The organism is Microbacterium pumilum, assembly GCF_039530225.1.
GTDB lineage: Bacteria > Actinomycetota > Actinomycetes > Actinomycetales > Microbacteriaceae > Microbacterium > Microbacterium pumilum.
The window spans coordinates 3,393,368-3,410,453 of record NZ_BAAAOH010000001.1 but is presented as its reverse complement, the minus strand read 5'-3'; the positions used below and the strand labels follow the sequence as shown (position 1 = coordinate 3,410,453).

18 protein-coding genes are annotated in these 17,086 nt (G+C 68.8%); 7 read left to right on the top strand and 11 right to left on the bottom strand.

Features of this window, described 5'->3' with window-relative positions; genetic code table 11:
* Positions 1 to 2: 2 nt before the first annotated feature.
* Complete coding sequence (locus tag ABD188_RS15420; RefSeq protein ID WP_344064198.1) at positions 3 to 1,280, bottom strand: winged helix-turn-helix domain-containing protein; 1,278 nt, start codon at positions 1,278 to 1,280, stop codon at positions 3 to 5.
* 104 nt (positions 1,281 to 1,384) lie between these two features.
* On the opposite strand from ABD188_RS15420, the gene ABD188_RS15415 reads away from it, so the two are divergent.
* Positions 1,385 to 2,578, top strand: a complete 1,194-nt coding sequence (locus ABD188_RS15415) for an AI-2E family transporter (protein WP_344064195.1) — start codon at positions 1,385 to 1,387, stop codon at positions 2,576 to 2,578.
* Positions 2,575 to 3,843, top strand: coding sequence for a threonine ammonia-lyase (ilvA, locus tag ABD188_RS15410; protein ID WP_344064192.1), 1,269 nt, complete (start codon positions 2,575 to 2,577; stop codon positions 3,841 to 3,843). The genes ABD188_RS15415 and ilvA overlap by 4 nt, the downstream gene beginning before the upstream one ends.
* Positions 3,844 to 3,899: 56 nt before the next feature.
* Here ilvA and greA read toward each other — a convergent pair whose 3' ends face one another.
* Both greA and ABD188_RS15400 read right to left on the bottom strand, forming a co-directional pair.
* The gene (gene greA, locus ABD188_RS15405; protein ID WP_344064189.1) at positions 3,900 to 4,391 is read right to left on the bottom strand and encodes a transcription elongation factor GreA; all 492 of its coding nucleotides are present in this window, start codon (positions 4,389 to 4,391) and stop codon (positions 3,900 to 3,902) included.
* 92 nt (positions 4,392 to 4,483) lie between these two features.
* Positions 4,484 to 4,891, bottom strand: a complete 408-nt coding sequence (locus ABD188_RS15400) for a DUF4307 domain-containing protein (protein WP_344064186.1) — start codon at positions 4,889 to 4,891, stop codon at positions 4,484 to 4,486.
* Between the two features lie 103 nt (positions 4,892 to 4,994).
* Between ABD188_RS15400 and ABD188_RS15395 the strand changes: the two genes are divergently transcribed.
* Entirely contained in the window at positions 4,995 to 5,324 is a 330-nt protein-coding gene (locus ABD188_RS15395) for a hypothetical protein (protein ID WP_344064183.1), read from the top strand.
* A 23-nt stretch (positions 5,325 to 5,347) separates the two neighbouring features.
* Here ABD188_RS15395 and trhA read toward each other — a convergent pair whose 3' ends face one another.
* Positions 5,348 to 6,073 carry a PAQR family membrane homeostasis protein TrhA gene (trhA, locus tag ABD188_RS15390; protein WP_344064180.1) on the bottom strand — a complete coding sequence of 242 codons (726 nt, stop codon included), beginning with the start codon at positions 6,071 to 6,073 and terminating at the stop codon, positions 5,348 to 5,350.
* A gap of 111 nt (positions 6,074 to 6,184) precedes the next feature.
* On the opposite strand from trhA, the gene ABD188_RS15385 reads away from it, so the two are divergent.
* The 4 genes from ABD188_RS15385 to ABD188_RS15370 all read left to right on the top strand — a co-directional run bounded on the left by ABD188_RS15385 (position 6,185) and on the right by ABD188_RS15370 (position 10,463).
* Complete coding sequence (locus ABD188_RS15385; RefSeq protein ID WP_344064177.1) at positions 6,185 to 6,970, top strand: isoprenyl transferase; 786 nt, start codon at positions 6,185 to 6,187, stop codon at positions 6,968 to 6,970.
* A 58-nt stretch (positions 6,971 to 7,028) separates the two neighbouring features.
* On the top strand, positions 7,029 to 8,147 hold the full coding sequence (locus ABD188_RS15380) for an aminotransferase class V-fold PLP-dependent enzyme (protein WP_344067160.1): 1,119 nt from the start codon (positions 7,029 to 7,031) through the stop codon (positions 8,145 to 8,147).
* A 191-nt stretch (positions 8,148 to 8,338) separates the two neighbouring features.
* The gene (gene phoH2 / locus ABD188_RS15375) at positions 8,339 to 9,694 is read left to right on the top strand and encodes an RNA 5'-3' helicase PhoH2 (protein ID WP_344064174.1); all 1,356 of its coding nucleotides are present in this window, start codon (positions 8,339 to 8,341) and stop codon (positions 9,692 to 9,694) included.
* A 169-nt stretch (positions 9,695 to 9,863) separates the two neighbouring features.
* Positions 9,864 to 10,463 (top strand): hypothetical protein, encoded by a 600-nt coding sequence (locus tag ABD188_RS15370; protein WP_344064171.1) that lies wholly within the window; start codon positions 9,864 to 9,866, stop codon positions 10,461 to 10,463.
* Positions 10,464 to 10,546: 83 nt separating this feature from the next.
* Here ABD188_RS15370 and ABD188_RS15365 read toward each other — a convergent pair whose 3' ends face one another.
* Genes ABD188_RS15365 through xseA form a run of 7 tightly spaced genes read right to left on the bottom strand, consistent with a single transcriptional unit; the run spans position 10,547 to position 17,070 of the window.
* Positions 10,547 to 11,203 (bottom strand): response regulator transcription factor, encoded by a 657-nt coding sequence (locus ABD188_RS15365; RefSeq protein ID WP_344064168.1) that lies wholly within the window; start codon positions 11,201 to 11,203, stop codon positions 10,547 to 10,549.
* A complete protein-coding gene (locus ABD188_RS15360) occupies positions 11,200 to 12,711 on the bottom strand; it encodes a sensor histidine kinase (RefSeq protein ID WP_344064165.1) in 1,512 nt (503 codons plus the stop codon). The genes ABD188_RS15365 and ABD188_RS15360 overlap by 4 nt, the downstream gene beginning before the upstream one ends.
* Before the next feature lie 47 nt (positions 12,712 to 12,758).
* Entirely contained in the window at positions 12,759 to 14,153 is a 1,395-nt protein-coding gene (locus ABD188_RS15355; protein WP_344064162.1) for a class II fumarate hydratase, read from the bottom strand.
* A 33-nt stretch (positions 14,154 to 14,186) separates the two neighbouring features.
* The gene (locus ABD188_RS15350) at positions 14,187 to 14,801 is read right to left on the bottom strand and encodes a carbonic anhydrase (protein WP_344067157.1); all 615 of its coding nucleotides are present in this window, start codon (positions 14,799 to 14,801) and stop codon (positions 14,187 to 14,189) included.
* Positions 14,802 to 14,839: 38 nt separating this feature from the next.
* A complete protein-coding gene (locus ABD188_RS15345; RefSeq protein WP_344064159.1) occupies positions 14,840 to 15,475 on the bottom strand; it encodes a DUF4245 family protein in 636 nt (211 codons plus the stop codon).
* Positions 15,475 to 15,726: an exodeoxyribonuclease VII small subunit gene (locus ABD188_RS15340; protein WP_344064156.1), complete on the bottom strand. Its 252-nt coding sequence runs from the start codon at positions 15,724 to 15,726 to the stop codon at positions 15,475 to 15,477. The genes ABD188_RS15345 and ABD188_RS15340 overlap by 1 nt, the downstream gene beginning before the upstream one ends.
* 9 nt (positions 15,727 to 15,735) lie before the next feature.
* A complete protein-coding gene (gene xseA / locus ABD188_RS15335) occupies positions 15,736 to 17,070 on the bottom strand; it encodes an exodeoxyribonuclease VII large subunit (RefSeq protein ID WP_344064153.1) in 1,335 nt (444 codons plus the stop codon).
* Positions 17,071 to 17,086 lie beyond the last annotated feature (16 nt).

Here is a 17,086-nt window from a genome sequence, read left to right as displayed (position 1 = left end):
CGCTAGCCGGTGGGCTCGTCCGCGGCGAGCGCGACCGGCTCTGGCGGGCCCCCTTCATGGCGGCGAGCCTCGATCAGCACACCCGCGAGGTCGTCGACGGCGTCCCCCCGGCGCGACACCGAGATCGACTCAAGCCCCTGCCAGCGCGCAGCTGAGCGGAGCGCGTCCGCGACGCGGGCTGCGGCGTCGGCAGGCGCATCGTGCTCCCACCACGCGGACTGGACGAGAAGCGTGGACGATGCGCGGTCGGCCTTGAGATCGACACGCCCGACGATGTCGTCGTCGAGGAGCAGAGGCAGCGAGTAGTAGCCGTAGCGGCGCTTCGGTGCCGGCGTGTAGATCTCGATCCGGTACTCGAAGCCGAAGAGCCGTTCGGCGCGGCTGCGGAACCACACGACGGGGTCGAACGGCGTCAGGATCGCCGTGGCGTCGACCCGGCGGGGGAGCGTGGCATCGCGATGAAGCCACGCCTTCGCAGGGCGGCCGGCGCTCGTCCAGCCTGCAACCGTGACCGGGGTCAGCTCACCGGCATCCTGAAGCTCGCCGATCGCGGCCATGAGGGCGCGGCGATCCTTGATGCGCCAGTAGTCGGCCAGATCGGATGCCGTGGCGACGCCATAGGCCCTCGCAGCTCGTCGCACCAGCTCGCGGATGGCGTCGGAGCGGGCGACCGGCGAGCCGAGGACCTCTCGGGGAATCACCTGCTCGGCGAGCGCATAGCGCCGCTCGAAGCTGCGGCGCCCCGCGATCGCCACCTCGCCGAACGTCCACAGGAACTCCAGCGCGTGCTTGACGACATCCCAGTCCCACCACGGTCCACGGGCGCCCTTCTTCGCGTCATGCTCGATCTCGGCGGGGCGCAGCGGTCCGCGGGTCGCGAGCTCGGTGCGGACCCACTCCACGATCTCGTGGTGGGTATGGACCCACGAGTCGGGTCCATTCCCGTACTTCGCTCTCATGTCGTCCATACGGAACCGGAAGAGCTCCCAGTCGCCCGCCGGGATGAAGGACGCCATGTGCGCCCAGTACTCGACGTACGGGCTCTTCTGCGCGAACAGCAGGCGATCGAGCGCTGCGGTGTCGTACGAGCCGACCCGCGAGAAGAGCGGCATGTAATGCGAGCGCGCGAAGACGTTCACGGAATCGATCTGCAGGGTCGCCATACGGCTCAGTTCGATGTTCAACTGGCGGGTGCCGGGTGTGGCAGGGCGGCTTCGTCCGAAGCCCTGGGCGGAGACCGCGATGCGGCGCGCCTCGGCAGCGCTGAGCGACGACTTCACTCGCGCAAGCCTAGTGACGGCCTCCGACACATACGTCCGACGGTGGTGCTGGCACCCCTCGGACGCATGACGTCCGGGGAATGCGACCCGCCTAGACTGACGGAATGAGCGGCTCCGACGAAAAGCCACGCGGCTCGCTGTTCGACGCCCTGCGTGATCGGCATCGGATCGTGTCGACCGATGTGTCGGGATCGATTCCGCACGGCCTGCGCGTCGCCACCGCCTACTCGTGGCGGTTTCTGGTCGTGGCCGCGGCCGTGGGCGTGGGCATCTGGCTCGTCATCCAGCTCAAACTGCTCGTCATCCCGCTGCTCATCGCGATCCTCGTCACCGCGCTGCTGTGGCCGGCATTCGACTGGATGCTGCGGCATCGGGTGCCGCGGTGGCTCGCCATCGTCATCTCGGTGCTCGGCACCCTCGCGATCGTCTCCGGGCTGCTGTGGCTCGCCGTGTGGCAGGTCACCCGGCAGTGGGCGTCTGTCCAGACCCGCACCGTCGAGTCGATCGACCAGCTGCGGCAGTACCTCATCGACGGCCCCCTTCACCTGACCGAGGATCAGATCAACGGATTCCTCGCCCAGGCGGGAACGTTCCTCCAGGAGCAGGCGGCGCTCGTGTGGTCCGGCGCCCTCGCCATCGGCTCGACTCTGGGCCATGTCGCGACGGGTGGGCTGCTGTCGCTGTTCATCCTGCTGTGCATCCTCGCCGACGGCGGCGGCATCTGGCGCTGGACCACCCGCCTGTTCCCGCAGAAGGCGCGACCGGCCGTGGACGGCGCGGGACGCGCAGGCTGGGTCGCGGTCATCAACTACGCGCGAACGCAGCTGCTCGTGGCGACGATCGACGCGACCGGCATCGCGCTCGGCGCCTTCCTGCTCGGAGTGCCGCTCGCGATCCCGATCGGGGTGCTCGTCTTCCTCGGCGCGTTCGTGCCGATCGTCGGTGCCGTGGTCACCGGGGTGCTCGCGGTGTTCCTCGCCCTCGTCTACAACGGCCCGTGGATCGCGCTGTGGATGCTCGTCGTCGTCCTCGGGGTGCAGCAGCTCGAGGGCCACGTCCTGCAGCCGCTGCTGATGGGCTCCGCCGTCAAGGTCCACCCGCTCGCGGTCGTGCTGGTCGTCGCCGGCGGCGCGCTGATCGCCGGCATCCCCGGCGCCCTGTTCGCCGTTCCGCTTGCCGCCTTCGTCAACGTCGTCGTGGTGTACATCTCCAATCGCACGTGGGAGTCGGGCGTAAGGCCCCCACCGGCCGATCTGATCTGGAGCACCGTCCCACGACCCAGGAGGACACCCGCGTGACCACCTCGCCATCCCCGTCGCCGGCGCGCGCATCGGCTACGGCCGCCCCGACGCTGGCCGAATTCGAGACCGCTGCCGCAGCCCTGCGCGGCGTCATCACACGAACCCCGGTCGATCGCTCGCAGCACCTGTCCGATCTGCTCGGAGCCACGGTTCATCTCAAGCTCGAGAACCTGCAGCGCACCGGGTCGTTCAAGATCCGCGGGGCGACCTACCGCCTGTCACGCCTGACTCCTGAAGAGCGGGCTCGTGGGGTGGTCGCCGCATCGGCGGGCAACCACGCGCAGGGCGTCGCGCTCGCTGCCAAGGCGCTGGGGATCTCGGCCACCATCTTCATGCCCCTCGGTGTTCCGGTTCCGAAGCTGCTCGCCACGCGGGGATACGGCGCCGACGTCGTGCTGGAGGGTGCCACGGTCGAGACGCCGCTCCGATTGGCCGCCGAGTTCGCCGAGCGTACCGGCGCGGTGTTCATACATCCGTTCGATCACCCCGACGTCATCGCGGGGCAGGGCACGCTCGGTCTCGAGCTGCTCGACGAGGTGCCCGACCTCGAGACCATAATCGTGGGGATCGGCGGCGGGGGACTTGTCGCGGGAGTCGCCGCGGCAGCCAAGCAGCGTGCCGCCGCCGAGGGACGGACGCTGCGGGTCATCGGCGTTCAGGCCGAGAACTCCGCGGCCTACCCGGCGTCCCTGGCCGCCGGACATCCGCTCGAAGTCGCCACGCGTGCGACGATCGCCGACGGCATCGCCGTGGCGAGACCCGGCGACCTGCCGTTCGAGATCATCCGCGAGTACGTGGATGAGATCGTCACGGTATCCGAGGACGACATCGCGCGGGCGCTGCTGGTCCTGCTGGAACGCGCCAAGCAGGTCGTGGAGCCGGCCGGCGCGGTCGGGGTCGCAGCGATCCTGGCCGGCAAGATCACGGCATCCGGGCCGGCCGTCACCGTCCTCTCCGGCGGCAACATCGATCCGCTGCTGCTGCAGCGCGTCGTCGCACACGGGCTCTCGGCATCCGGTCGCTACATGACGCTGCGCATCCCGCTGCCCGATCGTCCCGGCCAGCTCGCGCAGGTGTCGGACCTGCTCGCGCAGGCCGGCGCGAACGTCACCGAGGTGCTGCACACCCGGCATGGTCAGGGTCTGCAGATCAGCGAGGTGATACTTCAGCTGAGTGTCGAGACCCGCGGTGAGGAGCATCGCGCGGCGGTCATCTCGGTGCTCGAGCAGGCCGGCTTCTCACCGACCGTCATGCTGGACTGACCATCGGCCAGAGGGGGGACAGCGACGACCGTTCGGGCGTCGTCCGCCGGTGAGTCTCACTGACCGGTGTAGGTCTCGACCTTGACGATCTCGACGCTGATCTCGCGTCCGTTCGGCGCGGTGTAGGACGTCTTCTCGCCCTCCTTGCGACCGAGGATGGCGGAGCCGAGCGGCGACGCCTCGCTGTACACGTCGAGCTCCGAGCCCACCGCGATCTCGCGGTTTCCGAGCAGGAAGACCTCTTCGCCCCCTGCCACGATGGCCGTCACGACAGTGCCCGGCTCGACGACGCCGTGGCTCTCGGGCGCTTCACTGACAGTCGCGGTCTTCAGGAGGTGCTGGAGCGTGCGGATGCGCGCCTCCTGCTTGCCCTGCTCGTCTTTGGCCGCGTGGTAGCCGCCGTTCTCCTTGAGGTCGCCCTCTTCGCGGGCGGCTTCGATCTTCTTGGCGATGTCTTCGCGGCCGGTCGTCGAGAGCTGCTCGAGCTCGTGCGCAAGACGGTCGTAGGCATCCTGGGTGAGAAACGTCACCGGGGCATCGCTGGACACGGCTGACTCCTTCGACTGTGGGGGGACGGACGGTCGATATGTCAAACGCCCCGGCTCCCGCCAGGGCGTATATCGACTGCAGTCACGACAGACTACGTCACCCAGCAGGAGTTGACCAAACCCGTGGTCGCCTCGGCCGTCGTGGGGATGACCTCGCGGAAGGCCCGGGAGTGCAGGTCGGAACCTGCGTATTCGACGATCCGCCAGCCCACGACGCCGTGCTCCTCGTCCTGCGCCTCGATCGCACAGGCGACCGACCGCCCGAGGGGTGCGGAGATCTGGAAGCTGAGCGCCACCGAGTGCTGGTCGATGACCTCGAAGCCCGTCGTGTCGGCGTCGACGGCGGAGGCTGCGTCGACGAACGTCATCCAGCCGAACAGGCCGACGGCAACGATCGCGATGGATGCGCCGACGATGATCGCCCAGCGTCGGCCGGGCGATCGGCCGCGGCCGTATCGCTCATCGAGCATGTCCTGTGTCGTCGGACCTGGCGTCGTCATCGCAGCTCCGTCGCGAGATTAGGCTGGAGCATCCAGGCTATTCGCTTCCGCGCGGCACCCGCGCCACAGTCCGGGAATGCCACAGGCCAGAACGAGGACACCCATGCATGATGCGCTCGCCGCAGTCGCGCGCGTCGCCGTCACCCCGACGCCGACTCCGTCGCAGGTCGACCCGAACAGCGTCACTCCGGGTCCCTGGGGTCTGGTGATCATCGTCCTGATCGCGGTGGCCGCGATCCTGCTGGCGTTGGACATGACCCGCCGTATCCGTCGCGGCCGGGTGCGCGCCGATCTTCGCGACGAACTGGATGCCGAGCAGCAGGCAGCAGCGGCCGTCGAGGCCACGCAGGTGGACGATGAGAGCGCCGACGCCGCTGATCCGGTCGAGGACGCCGGCGCCGACGGCCATGACGGGCGGGCGCCCCGAACCTGAGTCCTGGCAGACGCCCCGAATCCTCAGCCGCGGTACGCGGGGTTCGTCGCGATGATGAGGCACGCGGTCCAGTGGCACAGGAACGCGAGGACCGTGCAGACGTGGAAGATCTCGTGGAATCCGAAGTGGCCGGGCCAGGGATTGGGCCGCTTCATCGCGTAGACGATCGCCCCGCCGGTGTAGAGCAGGCCGCCGATCGCCACCAGGACGACCATCGCGACGCTCGCCTGCCACAGCTGCGGGAGGTACATCACCGCGGCCCAGCCGAGGAGCAGGTAGATCGCGACGTACAGCCAGCGCGGGGCGTGAAGCCAGAAGACCCGGAACAGGATGGCGAGGATCGCGCCGCCCCATACGAGTGACAGCAGCAGCACGGCCTGGTCGGTGGGCAGCGCCAGCACCGCGATCGGCGTGTAGGTGCCGGCGATCAGCAGCACGATGTTGGCGTGGTCGATGCGCTTGAGGGTCGCTTTGGTCTTGGGACCCCAGTCGAACCGGTGATACAGCGCTGAGTTGCCGAACAGCAGCAGGGATGTCGCCATGAACACGGCGCACGACCATTTCGCCGCCGGTCCCTGCGCGAGGACGATGAGGACGATGCCGGCGGCGATCGCGACAGGGAAGGTCGCGGCGTGGATCCAGCCGCGCCATGTGGGCTTCAGGTCGACCGTCGCATCGACGGCCGCCGCCTCCATGAGCGGCAGCACGGGTACATCGGGTGCCTTGGGCAGGCGAGTGCGTCGGCTCATTGCACCAGGCTAGGCCCCCGCGCATGCTCGGAGCGGAACATAGCGGGAGTCCGTCGGCCGGCGGCGAGGCCGTGGATGGGGCTGGTGCGGCGATGGCGGTAGCGTAGGCATGTGGCGCGCGCTTCGTCGAATGAGGGCAGGGGGCCCCTCTATCGGCTGTACATCAATCGCCTCCGTCGCCGGCTCGACCCCGCCGTTGTGCCCCGTCATGTCGCCATGATGATCGACGGCAACCGCCGGTGGGCCCGCCAGCTCGGACTCGCGTCGGCCGCCCACGGCCATCGCGCCGGCGCGGCGAAGATGCGCGAGTTCCTCGGATGGTGCGACGACGTCGGCGTGCGGGTCGTCTCCCTCTACCTGCTGTCGACCGACAATCTGAGCAAGCGCGACTCCCAGGAGCTCGCCGATCTGCTGGAGATCATCGCGGAACTGGCCGACGAGCTCTCGCACGAGCGCGATTGGCGGGTGCAGCACGTCGGCCGCGCCGACATCCTTCCTCCCGAGCTCGCGCGCGTGCTCGCCGAAGCCGAGGAGCGCTCGCGGGACAACACCGGGCTGCATGTGAACCTCGCCGTCGCGTACGGCGGGCGAGGCGAGATCGTGGATGCCGTGCGAAGCATCATCGCGCAGCACGGGGGAGGGGGCGGATCGCTCGAAGAGCTCGCCGAGAGCCTCACGCCGGAGCAGATCGGCGAGCACCTCTACACCGGAGGGCAGCCCGATCCCGACCTCGTCATCCGCACGTCGGGCGAGCAGCGATTGAGCGACTTCCTTCTCTGGCAGAGTGCGCATTCGGAGTTCTACTTCGTGGAAGCGCTCGGGCCGGATCTGCGCGAGGTGGACTTCCTCCGCGCGATCCGTGACTTCGCTACGCGCGATCGGCGCTTCGGCAGCTGATCCTTAGCGGCCGCTCGCAGCACACGCCAGGGCATGCGCGTGCCAGAATGTGTCCGTGATGGATCTGGAATCATTTCTGGCGTCCTTCGATGGGGAACCCGGCTATCTGGATTGGGCGTCGTTCGGCCCGCTGTCCTCCGCCGTGCGCGCGGACGCACACGCGGATACCGAGCTACTCGGATCGGGCCGCACATCGAGCGTCGACCTCGTGGCGGAGCACGTGCGCGAGGCGCGCGAGCTCATCGCCGAGCTGATCGGGTCGGATGCCTCGCACGTCGTGCTGCAGCCTTCGACCACCCACGGGCTGATGCAGGCGGTCTACGGGCTCGCCGGCGGTCTGCTGCTCTCGCGTGCCGAGTTCCCGAGCCTGACGGTCGCGGCCACCCGCGCGGCGGACGCTCTCGGGTCGATGCAGGTGCACTGGCTCGAGCCGCCGAACGGATTCGTCACCCCTGACGCCGTTCGCGATGCGCTGACCGACGACATCCGCGCGGTCGGCGTCAGCCTTGTGGATTTCCGCACCGGGTACCGCGCCGACCTCACCGCGCTGCGTGACGTCATCGGCGACCGGCTGCTGATCGTCGACGCCATCCAGGGGTTCGGCGCTGTGCAGGCGGACTACACGGCCGCCGACGTCGTGTGCGGCAACGGCTACAAGTGGCTGCGCGCCGGCCGGGGCACCGGTTTCGCGTGGTTCGGAGACCGCGCGCTCGAACGGATCTCGCCGGTGCTCTCGGGTTTCGCGGGCGTCGACGGCGAGCTGCCGGTCGACGCGGTCCCGCAGCCGTCGGCGTCCGCGCAGGCGTTCACCGTGACAGGGACCGACTACCTTGCGGCGGCACGGCTCGCCACAGCGCTGCGCGACGTCCGCGACGTCGGTGTCGACGTGATCGAGGCCGAACTCGCCGACCGCACGCGCGACGTCATCTTCGTCGCCGATCGCTACGAAGTGCCGGTCGTGACGCCCCGCGTGCCCGGGAACCGCGCGGGCATCGTGACGCTGGCGCCGGGTCGGCAGGATGCCGGCCCGCTGGCGGCATCCCTTGCGAACCACGGCCTGACGGTCACCACCCGGTCCGACCTCGTCCGCGTCGCACCCCATGTCGGAACCGGCGCAGACACGCTCCGGCTGTTCGGCGACGCGCTTGCGGAGTTCGCATCGACCCGCGTGTGGTGACTCGCCGTTGCCGGGAATTTACCCGACCGTAACCGCAATCCAGCGTGTCTGGCGCCTCGGTGTCCGCTGGGCGACGTACGTTCGATTCATCGGGCAGAGCGCCCGGTCGGGTCGGCCTCACGGATCGCGACTCGTGGCCCCCTGGTCGACTCGTGACTGCCGGGTGAATCAACCCGGGGCGGGAGTGGGTTGTGACCACACGGGAATCACACGGGCAGCGCGTTCAGGACATCGACGAGGCCATCGATGACGCACAGGATCTCAGGACCTATGTGCTCGACACCTCCGTGCTGCTGAGCGATCCGCGAGCGTTCTTCCGGTTCGCCGAACACAACGTCGTCCTCCCGGTCGTGGTGATCACCGAACTGGAGGGCAAGCGTCATGACCCCGAGATCGGCTACTTCGCCCGCCAGGCGCTGCGCCACCTCGACGAGCTGCGCATCGAACACGGTCGGCTGGACTTCCCGGTGTCCGTGGGCGACGGCGGCACCCTGCGGGTAGAGCTCAACAACACCGATGCCACCGTGCTCCCCTCGGGTATGCGGCTCGGCGACAACGACACCCGCATCCTCGCGGTCGCGATGCACCTCGCGCAGGACGGCCAGGAGGTGACGGTCGTCTCGAAGGATCTCCCGATGCGGGTGAAGGCGGCATCCCTGGGCATAAGTGCGGAGGAGTATCTCGCGGAGCAGGCGGTCGATTCGGGCTGGACGGGTATCGCCACGCTCGATGTCTCAGGCGACGACATCAGCGACCTCTATGAGAGCGAGGTCGCGACGAGCGACGACATCCATGGGCTGCCCATCAACACGGGCCTCATCATCCACTCCGAGCGCGGTTCGGCTCTGGGACGCGTCACCGGCGACCGGGCATACAAGCTCGTGCGCGGCGACCGCGAGGTGTTCGGCCTGCATGGACGGTCAGCCGAGCAGCGCATCGCTATCGATCTGCTGCTCGACCCCGAGGTCGGGATCATCTCGCTCGGCGGCCGCGCCGGCACGGGAAAGTCCGCGCTTGCTCTGTGCGCAGCGCTGGAGGCGGTACTCGAGCGCCAGCAGCAGCGCAAGATCATCGTCTTCCGCCCGCTCTTCGCCGTCGGCGGTCAGGAGCTCGGCTACCTCCCCGGCGATGCGCAGGAGAAGATGAACCCGTGGGGACAGGCGGTGTTCGACACTCTTGGATCCGTGGTCTCGCCGAACGTGCTCACCGAGGTCGTGGAGCGCGGGCTGCTCGAAGTGCTGCCGCTCACGCACATCCGAGGCCGCTCGCTCCACGATGCGTTCGTGATCGTGGATGAGGCGCAGTCTCTCGAGCGCAATGTGCTGCTCACGGTGCTGAGCCGCATCGGGCAGAACTCGCGGGTCGTGCTCACCCACGACGTCGGACAGCGCGACAACCTGCGTGTCGGACGCCATGACGGCGTCGCGTCGGTCATCGAGACGCTGAAAGGGCACGGCCTGTTCGGGCATGTGACGCTGATGCGTTCGGAGCGATCCGCGATCGCCGCGCTGGTGACCGAGCTGCTCGAGGCGAGCGAACTGGCCTAGTCCTCGGGAGGCGGGCGGGATGCCGCATCCCGCCCGCCGGCACGCTGCTTCGCCGCTCCCCGCGAGCCGTGGGAATGAGAAGAGTCTCATCTGAATCGGCGTTATCACAGGGCCGGGTCTGTCACGATTGATGAGCAGGACTGCGAACTCGATCGAAACGGAGGCGACCGTGGACAGCACGACACGCTTCGCCGTCGGTGGCATGGCCACCGTCGTGGCGAGTGTCGCCGTCGTCTGCCTCGTCGCGTTGACAAACTCCGTGGCCCTCGCCGACTCGGGCGGCGCCTCGATCGGCGCGGCCCGTGTCGTCGTCCCGTCGGCCACGCCGACCGCCACTGCCGTGGCCCCCACGCCGGCTCCGGCGCCGACCCCCACCACCCCGGCGCCCACGGCATCGGCGCCGGCGGCGCCTGTCGATCAGGGAACCGAGACGGTGGAGGGACCGGCACCGGTGGATGTTTCGGTGCCTGCGCCCACGACGCCAGCTGAGCCCACGGTCGTCGATGACGCGGTCGCCGAGGCCGAGGCGACCGGAACATGGGACAGGCTGCGCGCGTGGGCGAACCGTGTCGGCTGGTCCGACGAACGCATCGACGCAATGATCAAGACTCTTGAAGAGAAGCGGGCCGCGCTCGAGCAGGCGGCATACGAGGGCTCTTCGCAGGACTCCGCAGATGCGGACAGAGACGCCGAACGCCACTCAGAGAAGCATGGCTTCGGTGTGAAGAAGAATCGATCGTGGGATACCCCAGATAACCACGACCGATAGGTGGCCGGCTTCCCCAGCCCGGCCCTTACCAGCCCCCGATGTCCCCCAGCATCGGGGGCTTCTTCATGCCCGGATGAGGGCGATCACTCCCAGCGGTACCCGGCTCCGCGCACCGTCGCGATGTGATCTGCACCGAGCTTGCCGCGCAGATAGCGCACGTAGACATCGACAACGTTGGAGCCCGGATCGAAGTCCATCCCCCACACCCGGCTGAGGAGCAGCTCCCGGCTCAGCACGCGGCCCGGATTACGCAGGAACTGCTCCGCGAGGGCGAACTCGCGGGCTGACAGGTCGACTTCTCGTCCGCCGACGGTCGCCCGTCGGGCGAGTATGTCGAGCACCACGTCGTCATGCGTGACAGACACGCCCGCGGCCAGCGGCGTCTCGCGCAGGCGTGACCGCACGCGGGCCAGCAGCTCCTCGAACGTGAAGGGCTTCGGAACGTAGTCATTGGCGCCACCATCGAGTCCCTCGACCGTGTCGCGGGTGCTCGAGCGAGCCGTCAGCATGATGATCGGCACCGCGGAACCACGCGAGCGCAGCTCTCGCAGCACCTCGAAGCCGTCCATCGTCGGCAGTCCCACGTCCAGCAGCACGAGGTCGGCGTCTCCGCTGAGGGCGCGTGCAAGGCCATCTGCGCCGTCTTCGACCATCTCTGTCTCGTAGCCCGCAGACTGCAGCCCACGGCTGACGAAGGCTGCGATGCGCGGCTCGTCCTCGACGATCAGGATCTTGGTCACTCGGACGCCTCACGCTGCAGCACGACGTCGCCGGCGCGCACCGGCGCGGGCAGCCCCGCCCCCGCGGCGGGTGGCAGGTGGATCGTGAAGGTCGCGCCGCCGCCCGGCGTGTCGGTCACGACGCATTGCCCGCCATGGCCCTTGGTGATGGCGTCGACGATGGCGAGGCCGAGTCCGGACCCGCCGACCGAGCGCTTGCCGTGGGCACGGTCGAACCGGCGGAAGATGCGATGGCGGGCGGCAGGAGGGATGCCCGCACCGTGGTCTCGTACCCACAATCTGGCGCCCGTCCCATCGAGCTCGCTGCCGACTTCGATCGGAGCACCTGCCGGGGTGTACTTGGCGGCGTTGTCGGCGAGCTGCAGCCACGCCTGCAGCAGGCGATCCGAGTCGGCGACGATGACGCCCTCGCCGTGCGCGTCGATGCTCCACGAGTGGTCGGGAATGACCGTGACGAGCTCTGCAACCCGCGCCGTGAGCGCTCCGAGGTCGACCTCGGCCATGTTGTAGGCGTCACCCTCGGCAGTCGCAAGGATGTCGATGTCCTCCACGAGTCGCGTCATGCGATCCAGCTCGGCGATGCCGATCTGGCGGGCGCTGGCGACATCCTCGGCATCTGTGGGATCCATCAGCTCGAGGTGGCCGCGCACGATCGTGATGGGCGTCTTCAGCTCGTGACGAACGTCGTCGAGCAGTTGGCGCTGAACGTCGACCGAGCCTTCGATGCGATCGAGCATGGAGTTCACGGTGCGCGACAGGTCGGCGATGTCGTCGTTGCCCTGGGTGGGAAGGCGCGGCGAGAGGTCGGTGATCGTGATGGCATCCGCCGTCTCGCGCATGTGTCTGATGGGGGAGAGCAGGCGGCCTGTGACGAACCATCCCACGATGCCGATCGCGATGAGCACGGCGACCGCCGCGATGATGTAGGTCGTCATGGCGGCCGTGACGGGCTCCAGCTCGGCCCCCAGGTCGATGGCCCGGAGGTATACGCCCGACGCCGGATCGCCCTCGACCTCCACCGGTATGGCGATGTATCGAAGCGATCCGATGTCGGTGACCGCGGTACCGACCTTCACTTTGCCCCCGGCGGTATCGGCGACGGCCCGGGCTATCAGCTCATCCTGCTCAGAGATGTCGAAGCCCGACAGCGTTCCCGGGACCAGCCGTGCGGAGCCGTCGATGATCGCGAGGGATGCCTCATTGCGTGAGGGGACGAGTGTGCCGATCACGGCCTTGAGGTAAGCCGTCAGCGATTCGTACTCGTTGACATCGAGGCTCGGCGTGGACGGGTCGCCGACATCGCTGGCAGGGCCGCCCTGGCCGCCCTGCGCGACGGTTTCGAGCCGGTCCACCTGAGCTTTGAGTCGCGCGTCGACATCGACGATGACACGCTCGCGTTGGACCAGGAATGTGACGCTGCCGACGATCGCGAGGCCGATGCACGCCACAGCGAGGATCGCTCCGAGGATCCTGACGCGCGCCGAAATCGGCCGGGGTGAGCGTGCCACCCTCTGATTATCGCTCCACCATGCCGCGAATCGGCACAGCCTTCAGATCATCCGGGATGAGTCATCGACAGCAGATCGAGCTTTTCGTCGAGCTGGTCGATCGTGAGTTCGCCCCGCTCGACGTAGCCGAGATCGATCACGGCCTCGCGGACCGTGATGCCCTTCGCGACGGAGTGCTTCGCGATCTTCGCCGCCGCCTCGTAGCCGATGAGCTTGTTGAGCGGCGTCACGATCGATGGCGACATGCCGGCGTAGGCGGCCGCGCGGTCGACATCCGCCTCGAGTCCGTCGATCGTCTTGTCGGCGAGCAGACGCGCCGCATTGCCGAGGAGGCTGATCGACTCCAGGATGGCAGTGCCCATCACCGGGATCGCGACGTTGAGCTCGAAGCTCCCTGATGCCCCCGCCCAGGCGATGGTCGCATCGTTGCCGATGACGCGCGCGCACACCATCAGCGTCGCCTCGGGGATGACGGGATTGACCTTGCCCGGCATGATCGACGAGCCCGGCTGCAGGTCGGGGATGTGCAGCTCGCCGAGCCCGGTGTTGGGACCCGAGCCCATCCACCGGATGTCGTTGTTGATCTTCGTCAGCGACACGGCGATCGTGCGCAGCGCCCCGGATGCCTCCACGAGCGCGTCGCGGTTCGCCTGTGCCTCGAAGTGATCCTTCGCCTCGGTGATCGGCAGCTCGGTGTCGGCCACGATGAGCTCGAGCACCTTCTGCGGGAACCCCAGCGGGGTGTTGATGCCGGTGCCCACCGCGGTTCCGCCGAGCGGAACCTCGGCGACGCGAGGCAGCACGGCCTGTACCCGCTCGATCCCGAGTCGCATCTGGCGGGCGTACCCGCCGAATTCCTGGCCGAGCGTCACGGGCGTCGCATCCATCAGATGCGTCCGACCCGACTTGACGACGTCGTGCCACGCCTCGGCCTTCGCCTCGAGGGAGACTGCGAGGTGGTCGAGCGCGGGGATGAGATCGTCGATCAACTCTTGCGTGACCGCGATGTGAACCGAGGTCGGGAAGACGTCGTTCGACGACTGCGATGCGTTGACATGGTCGTTCGGGTGTACGAGGGAGCCGAGATCCTGGGTCGCGAGGGAGGCGAGCACCTCGTTCATGTTCATGTTCGTCGACGTCCCGCTGCCGGTCTGGTACACGTCGATGGGGAACTGGTCGGCGAACTCGCCTGCGATGATCCGGTCCGCCGCGCGCGCGATGGCCTCTGCGATCGTGCTGTCGAGAGTGCCCAATGCCTTATTGGCGAGTGCGGCGGCCTTCTTGATCCGCGCAAGCGCGACGATCTGTGCCGGCTCGAGGGGATCGCCCGAGATGGGGAAGTTCTCCACCGCGCGCTGGGTCTGCGCCCCGTAGAGCGCGTCCTTCGGCACGCGCACCTCACCCATCGTGTCGTGCTCGATGCGGTATTCGATGTCGGTCACGTCGTCGTTCCTCCGTCTGTTGCTACGTTCCGGTCACGCCTCGTCGGTCGCGGCGCCGACGACGATGTCGGGCACCGCCGCGCCTTCTGCCAGGCGGTAGTTGGCGCCCACGATGGCGAGGCGTCCCTCGGCCACGGCTTCGCTGATCAGCTCCGATGAGTGCAGCAGTTCCGCGACCGTGTCCCGGAGATGCTCGCGCCCCACCTGCTCGGCATCGATCTCGAGGGGCAGGCTCGCACCGTTGCCGCTCTGCTGGATGACGCGGCGCACCGCCGGCACGATCGGCGCGATCTGTCGCCAGATGTGCGGGGGAAGAGCTGGTGCATCGAGCTGGGTGCTCTCGATCGCGGCGTTCACGGCGCCGCATTCATCGTGTCCGAGCACGACGATGAGGGGTACGCCGAGCACGGCGACCGCGTACTCGAGGCTGCCGATGACCGAGTCCGAGATCACCTGACCTGCGTTGCGCACCACGAACAGGTCGCCGAGACCCTTGTCGAAGATGATCTCGGCGGCAAGTCGCGAATCGGAGCAGCCGAAGAGCGCGGCGCGCGGCGTCTGACCCGCGGCCAGGAGATTGCGTCGTTCGACGTCCTGCCGGGGATGCCGGGGCTCGCCCGCGACGAAGCGCGCGTTGCCGCGCTGCATCTCGGCCCACGCCTTGCGAGGACTGGGTCCGTCCGAGGTCACTCGGCCTCCTCGCGGAGTTCGAGGACCTGTTCCGCCACAGAAGCGGCGGCGGTCTCGAGCGCCTTGTCGTCGGCGAATCCGTAAACGATGACGGTATCGGTACCAGCCTCAGTGGAGAGGGCGCCCGAGACGTTGCCGGCCTTCGCAGGGTCGTCGATGGCGTAGCGGTCCCACTCGACGCCGCCGATCGTCACGGTGTCGTCTGCTTCTGCCCCGCCGAGCACCCGTGCCGGCCAGGACTCGTCGGCGTCGAACCCCTGGGAGACGCGGACGAAGCCCTCGGCGGGAACATAGACGACGGTCCACGCGCGGGTGGAGTCACCGTCGACCGTCGCGCTGTTCACCAGCCAGTCCTCGGGGGCATCGGGGATGACGACCCTCCGGCCCTCGGCCTGCTCGACGTCGCGGGCGACGGCCGCGACGTCGATCCGGTCGGGCGCCGGCGGTGCGCCGCGGGGGACCCCCAGGATGATGACCAGCACGACAGCGAGCGTCACGAGCAGTGCCGCGATGAGATTGCGGGTGGTCTTGCTCGCCCGATAGGCCTCCGACGCCGCGGCCTTGCGGTCGGCGGTCTCTTCCGGGGTCTCCGGCCTGCCGAGCTCGGCGACCACGCGGGGCGCCTGCGCCATCACGCCACCGTGCCTTCGCCCGAGGGCGCCGACGCTGCCGCGGCGCCCGTGGAACGGGCGGCATCGAGGCGACGCTTCGCGCCGAGGAGCCACTCCTCGCACCGTGCCGCGAGCGATTCGCCGCGCTCCCACAGGGCGAGCGAGTGTTCGAGTGTGGGCGTGCCCTGCTCGAGCTCGGCAACGACCCTCACGAGCTCGTCGCGGGCCTGCTCGAACGTGAGCGACCCCACGTCAGCGGCGGCTTCGGTCATGGTTCCATCCTAGTTCGGCTCCGAACCGGTGCCTGCGGCGTCGGCGAGGTCGCCCGCGACGCCTCGTCCATCCACCTCGGCGATCTCGCCCTCGGAACGCGTGGCGAACGATCCGCGCCCCACCGTGACGATGACCCTGTCGCCCCTCGGCGCCTGCGCGGCATCCCGAACGATCACACCGTCGGCCAGATGGGCGATGGCATAGCCGCGGGCGAGTGTCGATGCGGGCGAGAGGGCACCGAGCGTAGCCCGCAGCTCGGCGGTACGCCGTGCACCCGCCTCGAGACCCCGGCCGATCCGATCGCGTCCCCGCGCGGTGAGCAGCTCCACTTCGTGCGCGCGGGACGTGAGCAGTGAGTCGGGGTCGCGCAGCGCGGGCCGCGACCGCAGCTGTTCGAGCTGCGCGATGTCGTGCGTCACGCGCTGGGTCAGCCGCGACGTGAGGCGTGACCGGAGCTGCGCGACCGCGGCGCGCTGCTCGGCGACATCCGGAACCAGCCGCTTGGCCGCGTCCGTCGGAGTGGATGCCCGAACGTCGGCGACATCGTCCAGGAGCGGATGGTCGTTCTCGTGGCCGATCGCACTGACGACGGGGGTGGATGCCGCGGCCACCGCGCGCAGCAGTCGTTCATCGCTGAACCCGAGCAGACTCTGCGGGTCGCCGCCGCCGCGGGCGATGACGATGACATCGACGTTCGGGTCGGCGTCCAGTGCCTTCAGGGCGCCGATCGTCTCGGGCACGCACCGGTCGCCCTGGACGGAGGCGTAAGCGGCGCGGAAGCGCACGTGCGGCCAGCGCAGCTCGGCGTTGCGTCGCACGTCCTTCTCGGCATCCGATCGTTCGCCCGTGATCAGTCCGATGACGTGCGGCAGGAAGGGGATCGGCTTCTTGCGCGACGCGTCGAACAGTCCCTCGGTTCGCAGCTTGGCGCGAAGGCGCTCGAGGCGCTCGAGCTGATCACCGAGACCCACATGCCGCATCGACGAGACGCCGAAGCTGAAGTCCCCGCCCTTCACGAAGTAGTCGGCCTTGACGCAGGCGATGACATGGTCGCCGACCTTCATGTCGTCCGCAAGCCGCTCGCGCGTCGACGACCAGATCCGGAATGCGATCGTCGCGTCGGTGGAGAGATCCTTGAGCCGGCCGAACACCGTGCCGCCGCGGAGGTTCCACCCCGTGATCTCACCCTCGACCCACACCGAGCCCCAATTCGAGACGAATCCGCGGATCGTCTCGTTGAGCCGAGACACGGATGTCGGCGCCTGGGGCGTGGAGTCGCGCGGCTTGACGGAATCCGGCGGGGGCGCCTCGCCCGGGGCGATCTGAGGCTCGAAGGTCGTCACGCGGTCCTTTCCTGCC

Bases quoted from the DNA above. Each gene is read 5' to 3' on its own strand.
- ABD188_RS15415 (WP_344064195.1), top strand. From the start codon at position 1,385: ATGAGCGGCTCCGACGAAAAGCCACGCGGCTCGCTGTTCGACGCCCTG.
- ABD188_RS15400 (WP_344064186.1), bottom strand. From the start codon at position 4,891: ATGACGACGCCAGGTCCGACGACACAGGACATGCTCGATGAGCGATAC.
- ABD188_RS15395 (WP_344064183.1), top strand. From the start codon at position 4,995: ATGCATGATGCGCTCGCCGCAGTCGCGCGCGTCGCCGTCACCCCGACG.
- trhA (WP_344064180.1), bottom strand. From the start codon at position 6,073: ATGAGCCGACGCACTCGCCTGCCCAAGGCACCCGATGTACCCGTGCTG.
- ABD188_RS15380 (WP_344067160.1), top strand. From the start codon at position 7,029: ATGGATCTGGAATCATTTCTGGCGTCCTTCGATGGGGAACCCGGCTAT.
- ABD188_RS15350 (WP_344067157.1), bottom strand. From the start codon at position 14,801: ATGCAGCGCGGCAACGCGCGCTTCGTCGCGGGCGAGCCCCGGCATCCC.
- ABD188_RS15345 (WP_344064159.1), bottom strand. From the start codon at position 15,475: ATGGCGCAGGCGCCCCGCGTGGTCGCCGAGCTCGGCAGGCCGGAGACC.
- ABD188_RS15340 (WP_344064156.1), bottom strand. From the start codon at position 15,726: ATGACCGAAGCCGCCGCTGACGTGGGGTCGCTCACGTTCGAGCAGGCC.